The organism is Stenotrophomonas sp. AR029 (assembly GCF_047520695.2).
GTDB classification, from domain to species: Bacteria; Pseudomonadota; Gammaproteobacteria; order Xanthomonadales; family Xanthomonadaceae; genus Stenotrophomonas; species Stenotrophomonas sepilia.
Map to the genome: position 1 here is coordinate 302976 of NZ_JAXBQQ020000003.1, position 20209 is coordinate 323184.

At 66.3% G+C, this 20209-nt stretch carries 22 protein-coding genes and 1 tRNA gene; 13 read left to right on the forward strand and 10 right to left on the reverse strand.

The features are described 5' to 3' along the window. Positions 1–8: 8 nt before the first annotated feature. Entirely contained in the window at positions 9–1433 is a 1425-nt protein-coding gene (locus ACM0PB_RS13610) for an ATP-binding protein (protein WP_065185596.1), read from the forward strand. Positions 1434–1518: 85 nt separating this feature from the next. Here the strand turns inward: ACM0PB_RS13610 and ACM0PB_RS13615 are convergent, their stop codons facing one another. Together ACM0PB_RS13615 and ACM0PB_RS13620 are read right to left on the reverse strand one after the other, a co-directional pair. Continuing rightward, positions 1519–2310, reverse strand: a complete 792-nt coding sequence (locus ACM0PB_RS13615; RefSeq protein ID WP_171956254.1) for a M90 family metallopeptidase — start codon at positions 2308–2310, stop codon at positions 1519–1521. Then, a complete protein-coding gene (locus ACM0PB_RS13620) occupies positions 2277–2561 on the reverse strand; it encodes a hypothetical protein (RefSeq protein ID WP_014645622.1) in 285 nt (94 codons plus the stop codon). The genes ACM0PB_RS13615 and ACM0PB_RS13620 overlap by 34 nt, the downstream gene beginning before the upstream one ends. A 144-nt stretch (positions 2562–2705) precedes the next feature. Between ACM0PB_RS13620 and birA the strand changes: the two genes are divergently transcribed. The 4 genes from birA to ACM0PB_RS13640 all read left to right on the forward strand — a co-directional run bounded on the left by birA (position 2706) and on the right by ACM0PB_RS13640 (position 5376). Further along, complete coding sequence (gene birA, locus ACM0PB_RS13625; RefSeq protein ID WP_065185598.1) at positions 2706–3674, forward strand: bifunctional biotin--[acetyl-CoA-carboxylase] ligase/biotin operon repressor BirA; 969 nt, start codon at positions 2706–2708, stop codon at positions 3672–3674. After that, positions 3671–4402 carry a type III pantothenate kinase gene (locus tag ACM0PB_RS13630; protein ID WP_065185599.1) on the forward strand — a complete coding sequence of 244 codons (732 nt, stop codon included), beginning with the start codon at positions 3671–3673 and terminating at the stop codon, positions 4400–4402. The genes birA and ACM0PB_RS13630 overlap by 4 nt, the downstream gene beginning before the upstream one ends. Positions 4403–4411: 9 nt before the next feature. Continuing rightward, positions 4412–5260: an SPOR domain-containing protein gene (locus tag ACM0PB_RS13635; protein WP_065185600.1), complete on the forward strand. Its 849-nt coding sequence runs from the start codon at positions 4412–4414 to the stop codon at positions 5258–5260. 40 nt (positions 5261–5300) lie between these two features. Then, positions 5301–5376, forward strand: a tRNA-Thr gene (locus tag ACM0PB_RS13640). A 101-nt stretch (positions 5377–5477) separates the two neighbouring features. Here the strand turns inward: ACM0PB_RS13640 and ACM0PB_RS13645 are convergent. The 4 genes from ACM0PB_RS13645 to ACM0PB_RS13660 all read right to left on the reverse strand — a co-directional run bounded on the left by ACM0PB_RS13645 (position 5478) and on the right by ACM0PB_RS13660 (position 8925). Continuing rightward, on the reverse strand, positions 5478–6302 hold the full coding sequence (locus tag ACM0PB_RS13645) for a hypothetical protein (RefSeq protein ID WP_414603803.1): 825 nt from the start codon (positions 6300–6302) through the stop codon (positions 5478–5480). Between the two features lie 185 nt (positions 6303–6487). Continuing rightward, positions 6488–7612 carry an XVIPCD domain-containing protein gene (locus tag ACM0PB_RS13650; RefSeq protein WP_081275771.1) on the reverse strand — a complete coding sequence of 375 codons (1125 nt, stop codon included), beginning with the start codon at positions 7610–7612 and terminating at the stop codon, positions 6488–6490. A gap of 22 nt (positions 7613–7634) precedes the next feature. Beyond that, positions 7635–8234, reverse strand: coding sequence for a hypothetical protein (locus tag ACM0PB_RS13655; protein WP_139726619.1), 600 nt, complete (start codon positions 8232–8234; stop codon positions 7635–7637). A 289-nt stretch (positions 8235–8523) separates the two neighbouring features. Beyond that, positions 8524–8925, reverse strand: a complete 402-nt coding sequence (locus tag ACM0PB_RS13660; protein ID WP_065196026.1) for a hypothetical protein — start codon at positions 8923–8925, stop codon at positions 8524–8526. A gap of 586 nt (positions 8926–9511) precedes the next feature. Between ACM0PB_RS13660 and ACM0PB_RS13665 the strand changes: the two genes are divergently transcribed. After that, positions 9512–10282, forward strand: coding sequence for a DUF3011 domain-containing protein (locus ACM0PB_RS13665; RefSeq protein WP_065185632.1), 771 nt, complete (start codon positions 9512–9514; stop codon positions 10280–10282). Between the two features lie 55 nt (positions 10283–10337). Here the strand turns inward: ACM0PB_RS13665 and ACM0PB_RS13670 are convergent, their stop codons facing one another. Continuing rightward, positions 10338–10787 (reverse strand): hypothetical protein, encoded by a 450-nt coding sequence (locus ACM0PB_RS13670; RefSeq protein ID WP_065185633.1) that lies wholly within the window; start codon positions 10785–10787, stop codon positions 10338–10340. Positions 10788–11062: 275 nt separating this feature from the next. Between ACM0PB_RS13670 and rocF the strand changes: the two genes are divergently transcribed. The 3 genes from rocF to ACM0PB_RS13685 all read left to right on the forward strand — a co-directional run bounded on the left by rocF (position 11063) and on the right by ACM0PB_RS13685 (position 12713). Beyond that, on the forward strand, positions 11063–11983 hold the full coding sequence (gene rocF / locus ACM0PB_RS13675; protein ID WP_005420594.1) for an arginase: 921 nt from the start codon (positions 11063–11065) through the stop codon (positions 11981–11983). 163 nt (positions 11984–12146) lie between these two features. Then, positions 12147–12284, forward strand: a complete 138-nt coding sequence (locus ACM0PB_RS13680; protein ID WP_005407710.1) for an entericidin A/B family lipoprotein — start codon at positions 12147–12149, stop codon at positions 12282–12284. Between the two features lie 207 nt (positions 12285–12491). Then, positions 12492–12713, forward strand: a complete 222-nt coding sequence (locus ACM0PB_RS13685; protein WP_004153772.1) for a CsbD family protein — start codon at positions 12492–12494, stop codon at positions 12711–12713. 73 nt (positions 12714–12786) lie between these two features. Here the strand turns inward: ACM0PB_RS13685 and ACM0PB_RS13690 are convergent, their stop codons facing one another. After that, positions 12787–13587: a hypothetical protein gene (locus ACM0PB_RS13690; protein ID WP_065185634.1), complete on the reverse strand. Its 801-nt coding sequence runs from the start codon at positions 13585–13587 to the stop codon at positions 12787–12789. A gap of 108 nt (positions 13588–13695) precedes the next feature. Here ACM0PB_RS13690 and ACM0PB_RS13695 point away from each other — a divergent pair, with 108 nt between their 5' ends. The 4 genes from ACM0PB_RS13695 to ACM0PB_RS13710 all read left to right on the forward strand — a co-directional run bounded on the left by ACM0PB_RS13695 (position 13696) and on the right by ACM0PB_RS13710 (position 18348). Further along, the gene (locus ACM0PB_RS13695; protein WP_065178978.1) at positions 13696–14991 is read left to right on the forward strand and encodes a tryptophan--tRNA ligase; all 1296 of its coding nucleotides are present in this window, start codon (positions 13696–13698) and stop codon (positions 14989–14991) included. Between the two features lie 204 nt (positions 14992–15195). Continuing rightward, complete coding sequence (locus ACM0PB_RS13700; RefSeq protein WP_032954673.1) at positions 15196–15498, forward strand: hypothetical protein; 303 nt, start codon at positions 15196–15198, stop codon at positions 15496–15498. A gap of 159 nt (positions 15499–15657) precedes the next feature. Next, entirely contained in the window at positions 15658–16590 is a 933-nt protein-coding gene (locus ACM0PB_RS13705; protein WP_065185635.1) for an MBL fold metallo-hydrolase, read from the forward strand. A gap of 105 nt (positions 16591–16695) precedes the next feature. Beyond that, complete coding sequence (locus tag ACM0PB_RS13710) at positions 16696–18348, forward strand: M28 family metallopeptidase (RefSeq protein ID WP_053498772.1); 1653 nt, start codon at positions 16696–16698, stop codon at positions 18346–18348. Between the two features lie 112 nt (positions 18349–18460). Here ACM0PB_RS13710 and ACM0PB_RS13715 read toward each other — a convergent pair whose 3' ends face one another. After that, positions 18461–18796 (reverse strand): hypothetical protein, encoded by a 336-nt coding sequence (locus ACM0PB_RS13715; RefSeq protein ID WP_231109056.1) that lies wholly within the window; start codon positions 18794–18796, stop codon positions 18461–18463. A gap of 31 nt (positions 18797–18827) precedes the next feature. Continuing rightward, on the reverse strand, positions 18828–20162 hold the full coding sequence (locus tag ACM0PB_RS13720; protein ID WP_005420583.1) for an MFS transporter: 1335 nt from the start codon (positions 20160–20162) through the stop codon (positions 18828–18830). Positions 20163–20209: the final 47 nt, after the last annotated feature.

A 20209-nucleotide genomic window follows, 5' to 3' on the forward strand; every position in this document is an offset into this window, starting at 1 on the left:
ATAACACGATGTCCGGCCGTCTGTGGTTCTTCCGACGCTGGCGGCCGCGCTCACTGCAGGCGCGCCAGATGCTCGCCGCGTCCGTGGGCCTGGTCGCGTTCCTGGCGCTGGCCGGTTACGCGCTCGACGCCGCCTTCGCCGATACGGCGAAGGCGAACCTGCGTGAGCGCCTGAAGAACTACGCCACCTCCTATGCGGCCGGCATCGACTTCACCCGCGACCGCTCGCTGTACATCCGCGAGCAGCCGCCGGATTCGCGCTTCGACGTACCGGGCAGTGGCCTGTACCTGCAGGTGGTGATGCCGCACGGCAAGGGCAATTCGATGTCCGCCGAAGGCCCGATGCTGCCCACCGTCGGTGGCGGCCTGCTGGCGCCGCGCCAGGAAGTGTTCGAAGGTCCGCTGCCGATGATCCAGATCGATGGCAGCCAGGGCTCGGTGTACCGCTATGGCCTGGGCCTGGTGTGGGGCGCCGACGCCGACCCCGCCACCGAATTCCCGTACACCATCTACGTGATGGAAGACTCGCGCGCGCTGGGTGCGCAGCTGCGCGTGTTCCGTGGCCGCGTCTGGTTCTACCTGGGCGGCATCGGCCTGATCCTGCTGCTGCTGCAGACCGTCATCCTGCAGTGGAGCCTGCGCCCGTTGCGCCGGGTGATCACCGAGCTGACCAAGGTGCAGCGCGGCGAGACCGAGCGCATGAGCGAGCGCCACCCGCGCGAGCTGGAACCGCTGACCGACAGCATCAACGCCTTCATCGAAAGCGAGCGCGAGAACCTCGAGCGCCAGCGCAATACCCTTGCCGATCTGGCGCACAGCCTGAAAACGCCAATCGCGGTACTGCGCACGCAGATGGACAGCGGCGCCGGCGACGGTGCGCTGCGCGAAGAACTGGACGTGCAGCTGCAGCGCATGAACAACCTGGTTTCGTACCAGCTGGCACGCGCGGCCTCGTCGGGCCACAAGCTGTTCTCCGCGCCGCTGCCGATCGAGTCCAACGCCGAGGAAATCGTGCGTGGCCTGGAAAAGGTCTACGCCGCCAAGGGCGTGCTGTGCGAATTCGATATCGACCCGGCCGCGCGCTTCCACGGCGAGCCGGGTGACCTGCAGGAACTGCTCGGCAACCTGCTGGAGAACGCCTTCAAGTGGGCCAACCGCCGCGTGCTGCTGACCGCGCAGCCGCTGCCGGCGCCGAACGCGCGCCGTGCCGGCCTGCTGCTGGCGGTGGACGACGATGGCCCGGGCATCGCCCCGGATGACATCGGCAAGGTGCTGCAGCGTGGCGTGCGTGGCGACGAGCGCGTGCAGGGCCACGGCATCGGCCTGTCGATCGTGCAGGACCTGATCAAGGACTACCGCGGCGAACTGAGCGTGGGCCGTTCGGCCGAACTGGGTGGCGCCCGCTTCGAAGTGCGCTTGCCGCCGGGGCCGTAAACCTCGTTGATCGGTAGTGCCGGCCGCTGGCCGGCAACCAAGCAATGCCATCGAAGATCATGAGGTTGCCGGCCAGCGGCCGGCACTACGGCATTTCGATCTTCGGCGGCTCGCCATAGAACCGCCGCAGCTGCGCGGCCACCTCCGGCAACGCCTGCTGCAGCAGATCCGGTGCCGAGAAGTGGTACTCGCTGCTCACCGCGAAGAACTCCTCCGGCGCCTCGGCCGCATACGGATCGATCAGGGTCTCTTCGCCGGCGTCCACCTGCGCGCAGAAGGCGTCGTAGGCGCGCTGGAACGTGGCCGCCCACTCGCGCTGCCATTGCCGCGGCAGCGGCGGTGTGCCGTCCATCGCACCATCCAGTGCATCGAGCTTGTGCACCATCTCATGTACCGCCACGCAGTAGCCGTCGTGCGGCGCGGCCAGGTCGGCCTGCACATCGGCCCAGGACAGGATCAACGGACCACTGTCCCACGACTCGCCGATCAGCTCGTCATCCCACTCGTGCAACACGCCGGCCGCATCCATGTGGCTGCGGTGCACGCGGAACGCATCCGGGTAGACGATCAGCTGCGACCAGCCTTCCAGCCCCACTTCACCGAATTCCAGCAGCGGCAGGCAGCACAGCGCCGCCAGCAGCACGCCATCGCCAGCCTGCAGTTGCAGTTCACCGACAGGGGTAATGGTCTTCTCATGCAGGAAGCGCGTGGCCAGCACGCGCAGTCGCGCGCGGCGTTCGTCGTCCAGGCCGTGCAGCCAGGCCGCACGGCGGCAGGCGTCTTCCCAAAGCGCATCGTCGATCGGCCGCGGCGAGGGCCGCAGCCACTGCAGCAACGACTTGATCAGCGGAACATTCCCGGCAGGTAGCTGTGCCACTTCGGCGCACGGATGCGCTGCAGCACGTCGTCGTCGCTGCCGCCGCCCCCGGTGCTGGTGGCACTGCTGGCCGCAGGGCGTACCGGTGCCGGCTTGGTGGTCGCAGCCGAGGCGGTCGCGGTCGGCGCGCGCTGCGAGGCGGCATCACCGTTGGAGGACACGCAGGCGCCGCGGCTGTCGTCCAGCGCTGCCGTTGCAGACGCCGCGAAGGGCATCATCAGCAGGATCAGGCAATGGGCATAACGGCGCATTGACGACATCCACGTTAAGGGAGGGTGAGTTCCCGATTCTAGCCCGAACCCGGCGCCCCGTTGGAAGCCCCTGCGGAACCCAGCGTGGCAGGCGTCGCTGGCGGCTTTCCCGCATAATTCCTGCCTGACTTCGTGGAAGCTGCCGTGGACGATCGCCAATTGCTGGCCAAACTCGCTGCCGGTCGCCTGTCCGGCGACGCCCTGGCCCGAGAGCTGGGCCAGACCCGGGCGGCTATTTGGAAGCGTATTCAAGGGCTTAGGGCCGCAGGTGTGGACATCGAGGGCCGTGCTGGCGAGGGCTATGGCCTGACCCGCCCGGTCGACCTGCTGGACCCGGCGGCGATCCGCGCCGGCCTGCCCGCCGATGCCCAGGCCCTGCTGCACGACCTGCAGGTGGCCTGGACGGTGGACTCTACCAACGCCGAATTGCTGCGGTGCAGCGCGCCCCAGCGCGGAGTCAGCGTCCTGCTGGCCGAACGCCAGACTGGCGGCCGCGGCCGTCGTGGCCGCACCTGGGCCTCGCCGTTGGCCGCGCATATCTACCTGTCGGTGATGCGCCTGTACTCCGGCGGCCTGGGCCGCTTGGCCGGGTTGAGCCTGGTGGCCGGCATCGCCGTGGCCGAAGCGCTGCACGACCTGGGCTACACCCAGGCGCAGTTGAAGTGGCCGAACGACCTGATCGTCGATGGCAAGCGCAAGCTGGTCGGCCTGCTTGCCGAGGGCGGTGGCGAATACGCCGGCCCGGCGCGCGCGGTGATCGGCATCGGCATCAACACCCACATGCCGCCGTCGTTCGGCGAGCAGATCACCCAGCCGTGGGTGGACCTTGACACGCTGGCTGGCAAGCCAGTGGATCGAAACGTGGTCGTTGCCGCCGTGCTGGCGCGGCTGCTGCCGGCGCTGGAACAATTCGATCGCGAAGGCCTCGCTCCGTTCCTGCCGCGCTACGCTGCCTTCGACATGCTGGCCAGCCGCGAAGTGCGCGTGGAACTGGACGGGCAGTGGCAGCACGGTACTGCGCTTGGCCTGGCCGATGACGGCGCATTGCGCGTGCGCATCGATGGCCAGGAACGCCTGCTGCACGCCGGCGAAGTCAGCGTGAGGGCGGCATGAGCGATTGGTTGTTCGACCTCGGCAACTCGCGCTTCAAGTTCGCGCCGTTGCAGGGTGACCGTGCCGGTGACGTACAGGCCTGGGCGCATGGCGCCGAAGGCATGGCCGGGCAGCCGCCGCACAGCCTGCCCAGCGGCCGCACCGCGTTCGTGGCCAGCGTGGCCGCACCGTCGCTGACCAGCGCGATGCTGGACCAGCTGCAGCGCCGCTTCGAGCATGTGCATGTGGTGCGCACCAGCGCCGAATGCGCCGGCGTGCGCATTGCCTATGCCAAGCCGGAAAAGTTCGGCGTCGACCGCTTCCTGGCCCTGCTGGCTGCCGCAAAGGCACAACGCCCGGTGCTGGTGGTCGGCGTGGGCACCGCGCTGACGATTGACCTGCTCGACGCCGACGGCCAGCACCACGGTGGCCGCATCTCCGCATCGCCCACCACCATGCGCGAAGCACTGCACGCCCGTGCCGTGCAGCTGCCCGCGACCGGTGGCGGCTACAGCGAGTTCGCCAACGACACCGCCGACGCGCTGGCTTCCGGCTGCGATGGCGCTGCGGTGGCGCTGATTGAACGCAGCGCACAGCACGCGCACACGCTGCTGGGCGTGGCACCGTCGCTGCTGGTGCACGGTGGCGGCGCAGCGGCGCTGATGCCGTTGTTGCCCGCTGCCGATTACCACCCCTCGCTGGTGCTGGATGGCCTCGCCCGCTGGGCGGTGCACCAGCCCGCGCGCTAGTATCCGCGCATGCTCACCCGTGCCCTGATCGTCGTACTGGCCATTCTCAATCTCGGCGTCGCCTGCTGGTGGCTGCTGCGCGAGGCGCCGCAGAAGCCTGCGCCTGCGCCGCAACCGGCTGGCGTCGCCGAGCTGCGCTGGGTGCCCGGTGGCGTGGATGCCAATGCCGCAGCCGAGGCCACCGCCGCCGCCCCGACTGCACCGCTGATGGAGCGCGAACCGGCGGCGAAGACCGCGGTGGCTGCGACACCCGCGCCCGTTGCGCCGCCAAAGCCGGAGATCGCCAAGCCGCAGGTGGCTGAGGCTGCGCTGGTTGCTGCCGCTGCCAAGCCGGTAACACCGCCTGCACCCGTTCCGGCAGCGGAAAAGCCCGTAGCCCCGCCCGCGGCCGCCGAGCCGCCGCGCTGCGTCGCGCTGGGCCCGTTCGCCGACCGCGCCGCCGCCAGCAGCGCGCAGGGCAAGGCCGGCACGCTGCTCAGCCAGGTGCGCCTGCGCGAACAGCCCGCTGCCAGCGGCAGTGCCCGCTACCGGGTGATGCTGCCGGCCGCCGCCAACCGTGACGAAGCCCAGGCCACCGTGAAACGCATCGTCGCCGCCGGCCTGAGCGACTACTACATCATCAGCCAGGGTGAGGAGGCCAACGCCGTGGCGCTGGGCCAGTACCGCAACCGCGAAGGCGCCGAACGGCGCATGGCGGCGGTGCAGGCCGCCGGCTTCCAGCCGCGCCTGGTCGCCAGCGGCGACGCCGGCCAATGGTGGCTGGAAGGGCAGCTGGCGGCGGGCACGCAGCCGGCCCAGGCCCAGCAGCGCAGCGGCGCGGCGCAGAGCCGGTCGCTGGAATGCACGCGGTTGCGCTAGAATCCCCTTACCGCGGCGCTGCCGCCGGTGCACCACCCATGCCGCTTTAGCTCAGTTGGTAGAGCAACTGTCTTGTAAACAGTAGGTCATCCGTTCGATTCGGATAAGCGGCACCACCTGGGAAGCTCTGAAACGCCTTGAAAACAGGGGTTTCAACGAAAAAGGCCAGCGCAGTACGCTGGCTTTCCTGCGTCTGCCGTCCGTCCCTACGCTGACCTCAGGGAAGCAGACCCCCAGGAGGAACTAATGAGCTCGACTGAAGCCCGACAACCTCGCTTCTGATCTGCTGGCATCGGTCCAGCATCAAGTCGCCGGATGAAGCTCCAAGCCGGATGCCTCCGTCCGCCAGCAACGGATAGGTTTCCAGGCGCACGCGATAGGCTTCCTGCGAGGAGTAGCGTACCGCCTGATCGCCGGACGCGAGAGGGGCCCCCGGTAAGTCTTCTTCTGCAATGAGGCCGTTGATCCGAAGTTGCGCGCACAGGCCCGCGTAGTAGGCGCTTCTTTCATCCTGTCCTCGGGGATTTTTTTCAGCGTGGCCTAAAGCGTGAAAGCTTTCGTGCGCAACCAAGTCAACAAGATTCGCGAAGGTTCTATGTTGATTGCTGTATACAGGTGCCACAAACGCAAGCTGCCTGCCTGTGGCAAAGAGGCCAAGCGATCTTGTTCGTATTGCCCCAGCAGTGCCTTCCGGCACAAGAAGGATTCGGTACCTGTTTGATGCTGCCGGTATCCATGACTCGGATGCCGCAGCCGCAGCATCGATACGTGCGCACACATCTGCGGCATCAAGCGCCAGCCCGTTCGCGATCTGCAGGTTGATCGTCCGCGCGGTGTTCGTGCAGCGGACGAGGTTCGTAGCGCCTACGGCGTTCTTCCCCGGTAGAACAGAAGTCGTATGGAAGTAACGGAGAGGGCCTAGAGGGACGGAAACAACTTCAGTGTATCCCGCTGAAGCAACCCCATTGGGAAGTGTGGTAGTCGCGCAGCCTGAAAGAACAATGGTGCAGACGCCAACCAGGAAGATTGCAATTGTGCGCATCTTGTCCCCACATGAAAGCGGGGCTGATGCCTCCGCTCCAGCGAATCGTGTCAGGTGTTCCACGACAACCAGGTCATCCGTTCGACTAGGATAATCGCCCCCATTCCCATGAGTCAGCGCCTCTTTGCGCTGCTTCAGGCACTCCCATTTGTTCGAAAGGCGGCAGAGCGGTTGCGTCGACGGCCTTACCTTGAGAACGATGGCCCGTCCTGCGCATGAACCTGCTGCGCTGGCGGCTGTTCAAGATTTGCTGCCAACGCTTCAGCGCGATGAAGGGACTCTGCTTCAGGCGCGCGAAGCGCGTCCATCGTATTCATGGTTCCACGGCGTTGGGCAGGATCGTCCATCGCCCCCTCGACGATGAAGACTTTCTCGCCACGTGCAAGGGACTCTGTCGGGTTGTTCAATACAACGTGGTCAACTCTTGAAAACCCTTGCTCCTTCGCGAGCACCAACAGACTCGCGGACAAGCGCTGGCTCGACTCATCCCACTGCTTCCCGCTCTGGGCGTCCAAGCGTTCCACACCCGCTCTTATCTGCATGTAGAGAGAGCGGTCAGCGTTTCCGAGTTCAGCTACTGAGGAAGCTGTTCGCTGCACTGAGAGTGAGTCGTCGGCGACCACGGCGTCTCTTTCCGCAGCCGAAGTGCGCTCGGCGTCAAATTCTGGCTCGGGCCTACGTCGACGCTGCGTGGGTGCTATGTGCTGATCATAGTGCGCGCCATAGTAAAGCTCGTATGTCGCATGAGGACCAACAGAAGGAGCCTCCGTTTTGAACACCTCAGCGATCTGTCCAAGCGCCTGGTTTCGATTGATGCGCCCGGCCTGGAGTTCAACGGCAATGGCTCCATATTGTTGCGGTCGATTACCCGTACCCGACACGCCAATGTCTGGTCCACCGGCCGCAATTAGTTCACGCTGGACCTGGACATTACTGAGCGTCGCAGCGGCTTCTCCGCGTAGCAGGGTGTTTACATAGGTTTGCTTGGACGTCGGATCGGGACGTTCGGTGAAGAGATGGTGCCCCACCTCGTGTGAAAGAGAGCGCGCGATTCTGGAGCCTTGTCCAACCGCGTTCTCGTCAATAACGATCTTCTCACCGGGAACAAGATAGGTGCCCCTACCGGCTTGTCCCCAGACAACCTCCAGATCGTCGCGCTCGGCCTGTGCGAGACCCGCCCGAAGTGTTGGGGATTTCGCTAGAAGCGGCGCCAGCGAGGGGTCAGCTAACGGGGAGTCCGGCCGACGTACGGGTCCTGGGCGAGGCCCCCCCTGCGGCTGCGGCAGTACAGAGTCTTCAGTACGTTCCATGTTGGAGCTCCTGCCCTGGGGGTCAACGCTGACTGATCAATACGTGGGTCAATGTCGCATTGTCAGGGGCCAGAGTGAGTACAACCTCAGCACCGTTCACTGGCGCGGTCCAGTAAGGGCGTGAGTCAGGGGCATCAGGCCGAGGTGGATATTGCGCGGTTCCCTCCCAGATGACTTCTTTGAGCGCGACGCTCGGTGGCGCGACATCGAAGGTCAGCTTCGCCTGCGCAGGATTATCGACAGCACTTCTCAGTGAGATGTTCCGAACTTCAAGGCCGCCCAACATTCCACGTTCTGCGGTTCGCTCGTCTCTCAGGCCCTGCCGGGTCGGTTTTCCAAGATGCGTGTGAAGCTGTTCGTTCAACGCATCGATATCGCCAAAACGCACATTGGACAATCGCTCGATGCTGTTCTTGAATCGCTCCATACCAGCTTCACTCCCTGATTTGATGGCCTGTCTTTGATTCACATGATCTGATGGGGGCGGCGTCGCGGCGCTCGAACATGCTGTCAGCACCAGCGCCGGAATAACGATCGCGAGGCGACGACGCGCTGCGATCCAGAGGCGGCGCCGAAGTCCGCGTTTTGATGAAGAATCGCATTTCTCGACCCACGCATCCATGAAAGCATCTCTCGCGCCACTGTCACGCTCTTGAATCTAGCACAGCATCTTTTGACTGCGGATTGGGTCCGTGATCCGTGCCTTGGGTGTGCGCTTGCACGCCAGCGCAGCATAAGCACAGGCGCCGATCATGATGCGTCGGCGCGGCGCCGGTCGCAAAGGCGATGGAACGAAAATGAAGAAACCGCCATTCGCTGGTTTTCTCGTCCCAACCCGGTGAGTCAACTCACTGTATGGCGCGGACAGATCCTTCGATCAATGCCGCACACACACTGCGACCGCCGCAGCCTCAGCTACCCACCTGCAACGCCACATACTCCGCCAGCCCCCGGCAGGCCAGCATCAGCCCTTCGCGCGTGCCGTCGCCGATGTCGTCCTTCTCTTCCCCGTCCACGCGCACGCGCTCGGTGGCGTGGTACAGCTCCAACAGCGACACCAGGCCAACCGCAGCGCGATCCCGGCGTGCGGCGGCCACGGCCTGGCCGGGTGTGCTGGCGGGCCCCGTCCACGGCTGTCCATCGGCGGCGTCACCGGCGCGGATGCGCTGCAGGCAGCTGGGCAGGTTGATGGACGCAGGCGCCTCGTTCGCAGCGGCGAAAGCGGCTTCCAATGGCTGCGCCAGTTCAGGTGGCAGACGCAGAGCCGCCTCGCCGAGGGTGGCGGTCAGGTACGGGTGGTAGTTTCTGGACATGCGGGCATCCTCGGCAGGAACAGAGATGCCACCGGAGAAGGGTGGCGGGCGATACGTGGTTTCCAATCCCGGGACTGAATTAGCCGGTGGGCACGAGGCCCCCACGCACCGCCCGCCGTCGATCGGCGAACGGATTGCCAGCCGGCGCCGCACCTGGAAAGGACGACGCCGGCTGGCAAGCGTATACAGCTTTCAGTCTTCGGGTTGGAAATCCCGGCCCCCTCGCTGAAGGTGGCGATTCATCATGCGCACGCGAAATCCCCGCCTGCCAGTCGTTTGTTTCGATGGCATCGGGTGATCTGAGAGGAAAAATGAATTATCGCGTTTGGCCCGTTTCGGGCATCGCAATGCCAGAAGCGACAGATTGCGCAGTGGCGCCATCAGCGAGAAATCTGCCCGAACCATCGCTGCCGCATGCCCTGAGCTGGCCCACGAAGTAAAGGTGACTTAACAGCCCGGGCAAGGCTCCACAGCTACCATAGCAAACACAAACGCCCGAATGCGCTGCCGGCTTTTTGATTCTCCTCACAGACCATTTGCAGACCCCCGACACATACTGGGGACACATGCCCTTCGGGACACGCCCATGCGTCGCCACGCCCTGCGGCTCACCGTCGCACTGTTGGTCACAACCTTCTCAGCCCCGGCCATGGCCGCCGTGCCGTTCTTCAACGCCAGCTGCCCGGGCGGCATCGATGTTCACGCAGACGATGGCGGGCCGGTCTACGTGCAGGGCCGCGAGACGGCGCTGAAGCGCTTCAACGACCGCTATTTCGAAGCACGCGATACCAACAGCGGCATCACCCTGTCGATCATCCGCAACGATGACGGTACGCCGCAGATCAGCTACACCGACCGAGGCGGCGCCAATGGCATCTGTCAGGTCAGTACCAGCGGCACGCCCGCGCCCGCTGCAAGCAGCGCCCGCCCTCGCGACGCTGCCGCCGGCGATGCCGCGCTGCCGCGCGAAGTCACCTGCGAATCCACTGGCGAGCAGCAGGTGTCGTGCGATCTGAATACCCGCGGCAATGTGGAAATCGTGCGCCAGCTCAGCCGCACCCGCTGCGAGGAAGGCAGGAACTGGGGCCTGTCGCGGCACTCGGTGTGGGTCAATGGCGGCTGCCGCGCGGTGTTCCGCAATGTGTCTTCGGTGACCACCCCGGCGCCGGCAGGCGATACCGCGTTGGGCGCCTGCAACATGCGCAAGGGCGCTCAGGGCGCGCTGGTCACCCAGATGCCGGTGGGCAGCGATTACCAGGAACTGATCATCGATTATCCCGACGGCCGTTTCCTGTGCATGATGCGCAACAACGGTCAGGTGCAGAGCCTGACGCCGGTTCACCGCCGCGGCGGTTGAGGCGCGGCGGCGGCGTGTCTAAGGGGGCAGCGCGGTGCGCGTTGCCCCCGTTCCGCTACTGCTGGTTCACCGGGTCATTTCCCTTCTTGTAGGTGTAGCCAGTTACGTTCCAGCCGCCTCCATGGCCGGATGAGGGCTCCACCCAGGTGAATTCCCACGTCTGCAGGGAGCCGTCGGGGAGCAGGTTTTCCACCCGGTAGATCTCACCGGGAATTCCCTGGTCTGGCAGTTTTCCAGGAATCGATTCATCCGAGCGTGCAGACGCGAGGCCTACGGAGACTGCCTGTCGTTCCACCTGTACGTTGCCGTAGCCCTGCGGGGCGAACGACGGCTTCACCCGCTGCGCCACCCAGTCGAGTACCTGGCGTGCGCCTGCCGTCTGCATGGGATACGCGTCGGTGGTCACCGTATGCGTGATGCGTTGCGAGGGTGCACTGGCAGCGGCGGGAAACAGTCCGCCCAGGGCAATTGCCAGTACCGCAAGTCCATTGAGTGCATGTTTCATGCGCGTGGTGCTCCATGATTGAGGAAGTGAGGCGGCACCTTCAGGGTGCCTGCGCAGCGTGGACACAACAACAGCCTTGCGTAAGAGGCGAAACCGACCGGGATGTGAGGTGGATCGCGGAAGGTCCAATTCCTGACGACCCAGCGCTGGAATGCCTGACCGGATACGGCTGGCAGGCCGCGGCGATCTGACCCATGCCCTGCTGCACCGCCGCGAGTGGTGTCACACAGCTCTGGCTAGACTGTGCTTCTTTTTCCGCACCGCAGGAGGCACCCATGGCCCATCCCATTTCCGTATCCCTGATTGGCGTTCCCACCGATGTCGGTGCGGGCCATCGCGGCGCACGGCTGGGGCCGGAGGCGCTGCGCGTGGCGGGCCTGCCGGAGGCGCTGGAAGCGCGCGGCGTGGACGTGCGCGACGTGGGCAACCTGGATGGCCCGCGCAACCCGTGGACCGCGCCGGTGGAGGGCTACCGCCACCTGGATGAGGTGGTGGCCTGGAACCGCGCACTGATGGAAGCCAGCTACGCCGAGCTGCAGGCCGGGCGCATGCCGATCATGCTCGGTGGCGACCATTGCCTGGGCATCGGTTCGATCACCGCCGTTGCGCGCTGGTGCCGCGAGCAGGGGAAGAATCTGCGCGTGCTGTGGCTGGATGCGCATTCGGACTTCAACACCAGCGATGTCACGCCGTCGGGCAACATCCACGGCATGCCGGTGGCCTGCCTGTGCGGCCTCGGCCCGGACGCGCTGACCCGTCTGGGCGGCAGCGCACCGGCGATCACCCCGGCGCAGATGCACCAGATCGGCATCCGCTCGGTGGACCCGGAAGAGAAGCGCCTGATCAAGACCCACAAGGTGGATGTCTATGACATGCGCTACATCGACGAGAACGGCATGAAGCGTGCCGTGGAAGCGGCGCTGGCCGGCATTGATGAGAACACCCACCTGCACGTCAGCTTCGATGTGGATTTCCTCGACCCCAGCATCGCGCCGGGCGTCGGCACCACGGTGCCGGGTGGGGTGAACTATCGGGAGGCGCAGCTGGTGATGGAAATGATCGCCGATACCGGGCGCATGGGATCGCTGGACATCGTCGAGCTCAACCCCTTGCTGGACAAGCAGAATGCCACCGCCGAACTGGCCGTGGACCTGGTGGAAAGCCTGTTCGGCAAGTCCACCCTGATGCGCGACTGACCGCCCCCTGCTGAACGGATCGCCGAACCGTTCACGCCCGCTCCACGCCCCTGCCGCCAGATTGCACTTCACGCGGCGGCAGTGGGCATTGGTGCCCTCCCGCCGAGCGAAAGAATCCCATCCGCGAATGAAGCGGTATAGCGGCGAACCCAAGGAGAAGCCCATGAAGCGCGTAGTTGCCCTGATGCTGTTGTCGATGTTCTCGGTGGCCCTGCTGGCCGGTTGCAACACCGTGGCCGGTGCCGGCAAGGACGTGCAGAAGGCCGGTGAAAAGGTTGAGGATGCCGCCAAGGGCCGTTGAGCCTGAAGTGGAACGGAAAGCAAAAAGGCCGGGGGGATCTCCCCGGCCTTTTTGCTTGCGCGTTTCTCTGCAGCGTACGTGTCGAAGCGTAGTGAACCATTCAAGCAGGTGAGCGTGCATTTCATTGCCGGTTGACCGGCATTCAACAGCTGCTGCGCGAAGCTGGAGCCACGGTAAGAACGCCGTTGCAACCAAGGACTCCCAGCAATGAACAAAGACATCATTTCCGGCAAGTGGTCGCAGCTGAAGGGCAAGGCCCAGGCCAAGTGGGGCGATCTGACCAACGACGACTTCGATGTGGCCGAAGGCAATGCCGAGTATCTGGCCGGCCGCCTGCAGGAACGTTATGGCTGGGCCAAGGACCGCGCGGAGAAGGAAGTGCGTGAGTTCCAGGACGCGGTGAGCAAGGACTACCCGGACTACAAGTAAGCGCTTCGGTTTCCCCCACATCACGACGCCCGCACCGTGAGGTTGCGGGCGTCGTGTTGTCTGCGCGGGACGATCAGCGGGCCGGAGGGTCCGGCACGTAGCGGTTGGGGAACGCCTGCGGTTCGCGCGGCAGGCGCGAGGGCGCGTCGACCAGGATGCCGCGCGCACGCAGGTTGCGGGCACTGTCGTAGCGCAGCTGCAATACCTGTGCAGGGCTGCGGCTGGCACGTTCGAAGTCGGTGTCGCGTACCGAGGATTGCTCGCGTGCGCCATGGCCGGTACCCAGCGCCGGGGCCTGCGACTTGCTGGCGTAACCCTCGATGCGGCTGGCACTGGCGTCGGCCGCCGCTTCGGCCTGTGCGGCTGGAGCCGGCGGCGGCAGGCCACGGCGCAGGATCGGCTCGGGGCGCCAGCGACGCGCTTCCTCGAACACGGCCACGCCGACCACACCGATGTTGTCCGGGCGGCCGGTGCGGCTGGCATAGCTGCCGCTGGGGCTGCTGAACACGAACTGCGCCACTTCGTCCTGGCTCTTGCGCCAGCCGGTGATGTCGGCGCGCTGGCCGGGATTGAGCACGTAGCCGGTCTGCGAGGGATCGGCATCCTCGCCGGAGATGGCGTTGACGCCGTCCACCGACAGCACTACCAGTACCCGGCGAGGGCTGTCGTTGTACAGGCGCACGGCGTAGCGGTGGCCGCGCTCGCCGGCCACCCAGCGCTGGCCGTCGGCAGGGTAGCTGCGCAGTTCGGTGCCGCGGTCGCGGTCGACCAGGGCCATGCGCACGGGGCCGCCGTCGTACACCGGCGGCGGCAGGGGAGCCGGGCGGAAACCGGCCAGGGGCAGGATCAGCAGCAGGGGCAGCAGGCGTTTCATCGGGCGTCTCCAGCGGGGTTGCGTGAATGAACGCGCCGCAGGCCCTGACGGGGTTGGTGGCGTGCAAGGTAAACTGGCCCCGTTCATCGAAGGTTACCCCACGCAGTCATGACGACCCGAGTCCTTACCGGCATCACCCCCTCCGGCACGCCCCACCTGGGCAACTACGTTGGCGCCATCCGTCCGGCGATCGCGGCCAGCCGCGCGCCGGGGATCGAGAGCTTCTTCTTCCTGGCCGACCTGCACAGCCTGATCAAGTCGCAGGACCCGCAGCGCACCCAGCGCGCGACCCTGGAGATCGCGGCCAGCTGGCTGGCCTGCGGCCTGGACCCGGAACACGTGTGGTTCTACCGCCAGAGCGACATCCGTGAGACCACCGAGCTGATGTGGTTCCTGACCGCCATCGCCAGCAAGGGCATCCTCAACCGCGCGCACGCCTACAAGGCGGCAGTGGACAAGAACCGCGAGGAAGGCGTGGACGAGGACGCAGGCGTCAGCGCCGGTCTGTTCATGTACCCGGTGCTGATGGCCGCCGACATCCTGATCTTCAAGGCCAACCAGGTACCGGTGGGCCGTGACCAGATCCAGCACATCGAGATGGCGCGCGATTTCGCCCAGCGCTTCAACCACGTGTACGGCAAGGAGTACTTCCCGCTGCCGGACGTGGTGATCGATGAGCAGGTGGCAACGCTGGCGGGCCTGGATGGCCGCAAGATGAGCAAGAGCTACCACAACACCATTCCGCTGTTCGTGCCGCGCGAGGAGCTGAAGAAGCTGGTGTTCTCGATCCTGACCGACTCGCGCGCACCGGGCGAGCCGAAGGACACCGAGGGCTCGGCGCTGTTCCAGATGTACCAGGCGTTCGCCACGCCGGAACAGACCGCGGAATTCGCCAGGGCCTTCGCCGCCGGCATCAGTTGGGGCGACGCCAAGCAGCAGCTGTTCGAGCGTATCGACAGCGAGCTGTCGCCGCTGCGCGAGCGCTACAACGCGCTGATGGCCGAGCCGGAGAAGATCGAAGCGCTGCTCAAGCGCCGTGGCCAGCAGCTGCGCGAGCAGCTGGCGGCACCGCTGCTGGACGAGCTGCGCCATGCGGTGGGCCTGCGTGACCTGTCCAGTGCCGGTGACATCGCCAGCGAAGATGCCGGCGTGGCCCGCGTGGCGCCGCCGCAGTTCAAGCAGTACCGCGAAAAGGACGGCCGCTTCTACTTCAAGCTGACCGCCGGTGACGGCACGCTGCTGATCCAGAGCGAAGGCTTCGATTCGCCACGCGATGCCGGCCAGTTGATTGCGGTGATCAAGCAGGCCGAGCAGGGCGACCAGTTGCAGAGCGAGCTGTTCAAGCTGGAAACCGAGGTGGACGCCGTGCTGGCCGCCCTGGCTGCGTTGCGCGAAGCTGCCTGATCGCCGGGCCTGCCTGCCCTTTGTAGAGTCGAGCCATGCTCGACCCGGCTCCGCCTCTGTAGAGCCGAGTCCACGCTCGGCTGCTTTGCTAACCAGCCGAGCATGGGCTCGGCTCTACAGGGAAGACCCCCGCCAGCACGACCGTGGCACAGCACCCATGGCATGATGTCCGCGCGCCTCTGGCGCGATGACATGGAGTCTGCGATGGCCTGGTTGTCGCTGCTGCTGTTCCTGCCCTGGTTCCTGCTGCTGGGCAGCCTGTACTGGCTGTTTCCGCGCCAGCCGCGCAGCGCGCGGCGGCGCCTGTTCGATGGCACCACCCTGGTCGTGGCGTTCGCGCTGAGCATCGTGTCGATGCTGTGGGGCTACCGCATTGGCGTGGTGCAGCCCGGCGCCGGCCCGATCTGGCCGCAGGTGCTGGCGGTGCTGTATGCCTATGGCGCGTTCCTGGCGGTGCTGGTGCTGGCGTTGCTGCTGCGGCCGCGGTTCGGATTGCGTTCTGGCTGATCGGTAGTGCCGGCCGCTGGCCGGCGGCACATGCATTCTCCCGGCCATCCCGAGGTTGCCGGCCAGCGGCCGGCACTACCCGACCAAAGCCGCATCGAACCCGGACCGCCTGCGCGCCTACCATGGGCGTCTGTTTCCGAGACTGCCAGGTGCGTGCCGATGACCGCCGATCCCAGCATCCACACCATCGATACCGGCTTCCAGCGCCCGGACTTCGACGCGGCCTACCTGATCGTTGAAAACGGCCGCGCGGCCTTCGTCGACTGCGGCACCGGCCTGTCTGTGCCGGCGATGCTGCAGGCGCTGGTGGACGCTGGCCTGGGCGTGGATGCCGTGGACTGGCTGCTGCTCACGCACGTGCACCTGGACCACGCCGGCGGCGCCGGACTGCTGATGCAGCAGCTGCCCAACGCAAAGGCGGTGCTGCATCCGCGCGGTGCGCCGCACATGATCGACCCGACCCGGCTGATTGCGGGTGCGACGGCGGTGTACGGCGCCGAGGAGATCGCGCGCAGCTACGGCCGCATCGAGCCGATTCCCGAACACCGCGTGGTGGTGGCCGAAGACGGCCACCGCATCGATCTCGCTGGCCGCGAGCTGGTGCTGCTGCACACGCCGGGCCACGCACTGCACCATTATTGCGTGTGGGATGCGCGCAGCCGCAGCTGGTTCACTGGCGATACGTTCGGCATCTCCTACCGCGAGCTGGACAGCGCGCAGGGCGCTTTCATCTTCCCGACTTCCTCGCCGGTGCAGTTCGACCCGGAGGCGATGAAGGCCTCGATCCGACGCATGCTGGGCTACGGCCCGCAGGCGATGTACCTGACCCACTATGGGCGCGTGCAGCAGGTGCAGAAACTGGCCAACGACCTGTTCGAACAGATCGATGCGATGGCCGCGATCGGCCGCCAGTGCGATGGCCGGCCGGACCGCCACCGCTGCCTGCTGGCCGCACTGCAGGCGCTGTACCTGGAACGGGCGCAGCAGCATGGTTGTGCGCTGGACGATGCGGCGGTGATTGCCGTGCTGGCGATGGACATCGAACTCAACGCACAGGGCCTGGCCTGCTGGCTGGATCGCATCAGCAGGTAGATCAACGCGATGCGTGGATGACACAGGCCCAAGCCGCGCCGTGGTGTCACGACCACGTTACACTCTGGTGACTTCCAAGCTAGCCGTGGTACTGCCGTGAATCCGATGCGCGTGTTGCTGCTGTCGTCCTGCCTGTTCGTCGGGGGCCTGGCCCATGCGGCCAACGACCTGCCGGGTGGCGGCATCGATCCGCAGGCACTGTCGCGGCATGTGCGTGTGCTGGCGTCGGATGAGTTCGAGGGCCGCGCACCGGCCACCGAGGGCGAAGAGCGCACGGTGCAGTACCTGATCGAGCAGTTCCGCAGCTATGGCCTGCAGCCGGGCGGCGTGGACGGCAGCTGGGTGCAGCCGGTGCCGCTGGTGCGCGCGCAGCTGGAGGGTGAGGCCAAGGCCAGCCTGTCGCTGAAGCAGGGCAAGCGTGCGCTGGCCAATGGCGTGGACGTGACCCTGCAGAGCCTGCAGCCGCGCAAGCGCGTGCAGATCAAGGATGCACCGTTGGTGTTCGTCGGCTACGGCATCGACGCACCGGAACGCCACTGGAACGACTACAAGGACGTGGACCTGCACGGCAAGATCGCCGTGGTGCTGATCAACGACGCCGACTTCGAGGCCGACGCGCCGGGCGCGTTCGATGGCAAGGCGGTGACCTACTACGGCCGGTGGACCTACAAGTTCGAGGAAGCCGCACGCCGGGGTGCCGAAGGCGTGCTGATCGTGCACGAGACCGCGCCGGCCGCGTATGGCTGGGCCACGGTAAAGAGCTCGGGCACTTCGCCGCTGTTCGACATCGAGCGCGGCCACGCCGAAGCGATGGCGCAGCACACCCCGCTGCGCGGCTGGATGCAGCGCGAGCTGGCCGAGGCGATCTTCGCCGACGCCGGCCTCGACTTCGATGCGGAGAAGCGCAAGGCGATGCGTGCCGACTTCCGCCCGGTGGCACTGGACAACGCGAAATTGAGCGTGGATTTCGCGCTCAAGCGCGAGCAGGTGGTGACCCGCAACGTGGTCGCCAAGCTGCCCGGTGGTGAACATGCTGACGAGGCCGTGATCTTCTCCGCGCACTGGGATGCGTTCGGCATCGGTCAGCCCGACGCCAAGGGGGACCGCATCCGCCGCGGTGCGATCGACAACGCCACCGGCGTGGCCACGGTGCTGGAGCTGGGTCGGGTGTTCGCTGCCGGCCCGCAGCCACAGCGCACGCTGTACTTCGTGGCGCTGACCGCTGAAGAGAAGGGCCTGCTGGGGGCCAGCTACTATGCTGCGCACCCGCTGGCGCCGCTGGACAAGACCGCTGCGGTGCTGAACATCGAGATGTTCAGCCCGGATGGCCCGACCCGCGACATTGCCTCGTGGGGCAAGGGCCGGGTGTCGTTGGAAGGCGATCTGGAGCGCGTGGCCAAGGCCCGTGGCCGCAGCTACAGTCCGGACCCGAACCTGGAAGCCGGCTTCTTCTACCGTGCCGATCACTTTGCCTTCGCCCGCCTGGGCGTGCCGGCGATCACCATCGGCCCGGGCCTGGACAAGCTGGACGGTGGCGTTGAAGGCGGCCGCGCGCTGCGCGAAAAGTACTTCGCCGACTGCTACCACCAGGCCTGTGATGCCTGGACGCCGAGCTGGGACCCGAGCGGCCACGCTGCCGACACGCTGCTGGTCTACGACCTGGGTGCCGAGCTGGCCAACAGCCGCCGCTGGCCGACGTGGGAAAAGGAATCGGAGTTCCGCGGCGCGCGCGACAAGAGCGAAGCGGCCCGCCGCTGAGTAATGCCGGCCGCTGGCCGGCAACTCCCTGCTCTTTCCGGAGGTTCATGAGGTTGCCGGCCAGCGGCCGGCACTACCGAAAGACGGCGGCTTTGCCGGCCAGCGGCCGGCACTACCCGCGCCGTCGCAGCAGCTTCCACGCGCCCCAGCCGCCGGCGGCGAGCGCGGCCAGATAGCACGCCGCCATCGTGCGCAGGCCGACCAGCGGCCCCGCGTTGACGCCGCGATGCAGCCGCAGGTGCAGCGAGCTGTGGCCGCTGCCCAGGTCCATCGCCAGCTGCAGCGCCAGCGCGGCGCAGAACACCAGCAGGGCGATCCCGAAACCCGTGCGCGGCCACGTGGCCTGCGCGTTGGGGCGGCGCAGCACCCAGGCCAATGCCGTGGCTGCGGCCAGCGTCACCGCGATCCACATCAGCGTGGTGGCGGGAGACGTAGCGGCCACCGGCATTGCGCCAGTGGCCGCGATCAGGGCAACGCGCTTACTTGCGGGTGCCGTCGAGCCAGTTCGGGCCCTTGTTGGTAAGGAAGAACACATAGACCACCAACGATACCGCGATCGTGGCGGTCACGTAGATGGCGAACCAATCGACGTGGCCGGTCTTCAGCGCGCCCTGGTACAGCAGCGGGGCGGTGCCGCCGAACAGCGAGTTGGCCAGCGCATAGCCCAGGCCCACGCCCAGTGCACGCACGTGGGTGGGGAACAGCTCGGCCTTCACCACCGCGTTGATCGAGGTGTAGCCGGTGAGGATGACGAATGCCAGCGCCAGGGTCAGGAAGGCCAGGGTGGCGTCATGCTGGTGCGGCAGCTGGGTGATCAGGTACCAGCTGTACAGCACGCCGCCGACGCCGAAGAACACCAGCAGGGTCTTGCGGCCGATGATGTCCGACAGCCAGCCGCCGACCGGTTGCAGCACCATCAGGAAGGCCAGCACGCCCAGGTTGATCAGGGTGCCGGTCATCGGGTCGTTGCCGGCGAAGGCGCTCTGGATCATCTTCGGGCCGTTCACCGAGTAGGTGTAGAAGGCCACGGTGCCGCCAGCGGTGATCAGGAAGCACAGCAGCAGCGGCCGCCACTGGTGCACGAACAACTCGTACATCGAACCGGACTTCTTTGCCTTGCCCTCGCGCGCGGCCTCGATGGACGACTCCGACAGCGATTCGTCCATGCCCCGGCGCAGCCAGAACACCACCACCGCAGCGATGCCACCGATACCGAAGGCGATGCGCCAGCCCCACTCGGAGATCTCCGGCTTGCCCCAGAAGGTCAGCATCAGCAGCAGGGTCAGCTGGGCCAGCACGTGGCCGCCGACCAGGGTGACGTAGTGGAACGAGGACAGGAAGCCGCGACGGCCCGGAATGGCGGCCTCGGACATGTAAGTGGCGCTGGCACCATACTCGCCGCCAGTGGCGAAGCCCTGCAGCAGGCGCGCGAACAACAGGATCACGGCGGCCCAGATGCCGATGCTGGCGGCGGTGGGGGTGATGGCGATGAGGAACGAGCACAGCGCCATCAACGTGACCGAGACGGTCAGCGCCAGGCGGCGGCCGTGGCGGTCGGCGAAGCGGCCGAAGAACCAGGCGCCGATCGGGCGCATCAGGAAGGTCGCCGCGAAGATCGCCCACACGTACAGGGTGGAGTTCTTGTCGTCCGGCGAGAAGAACTGCGATTCGAAGTACACGGCGAACACCGAGTACACGTAGACGTCATACCACTCCACCAGGTTGCCGGCGGAGCCTTTGAGGGTGTTGGAGATCGACCGCCGCAAGGCGGCACGGTCGTTCGCGGGGACAACAGGTTGGGACGTGGTGCTCATCTGGGTGGAAATCCTCGATGCGGCGCGTCCGTGCGCAGGGAAAACGG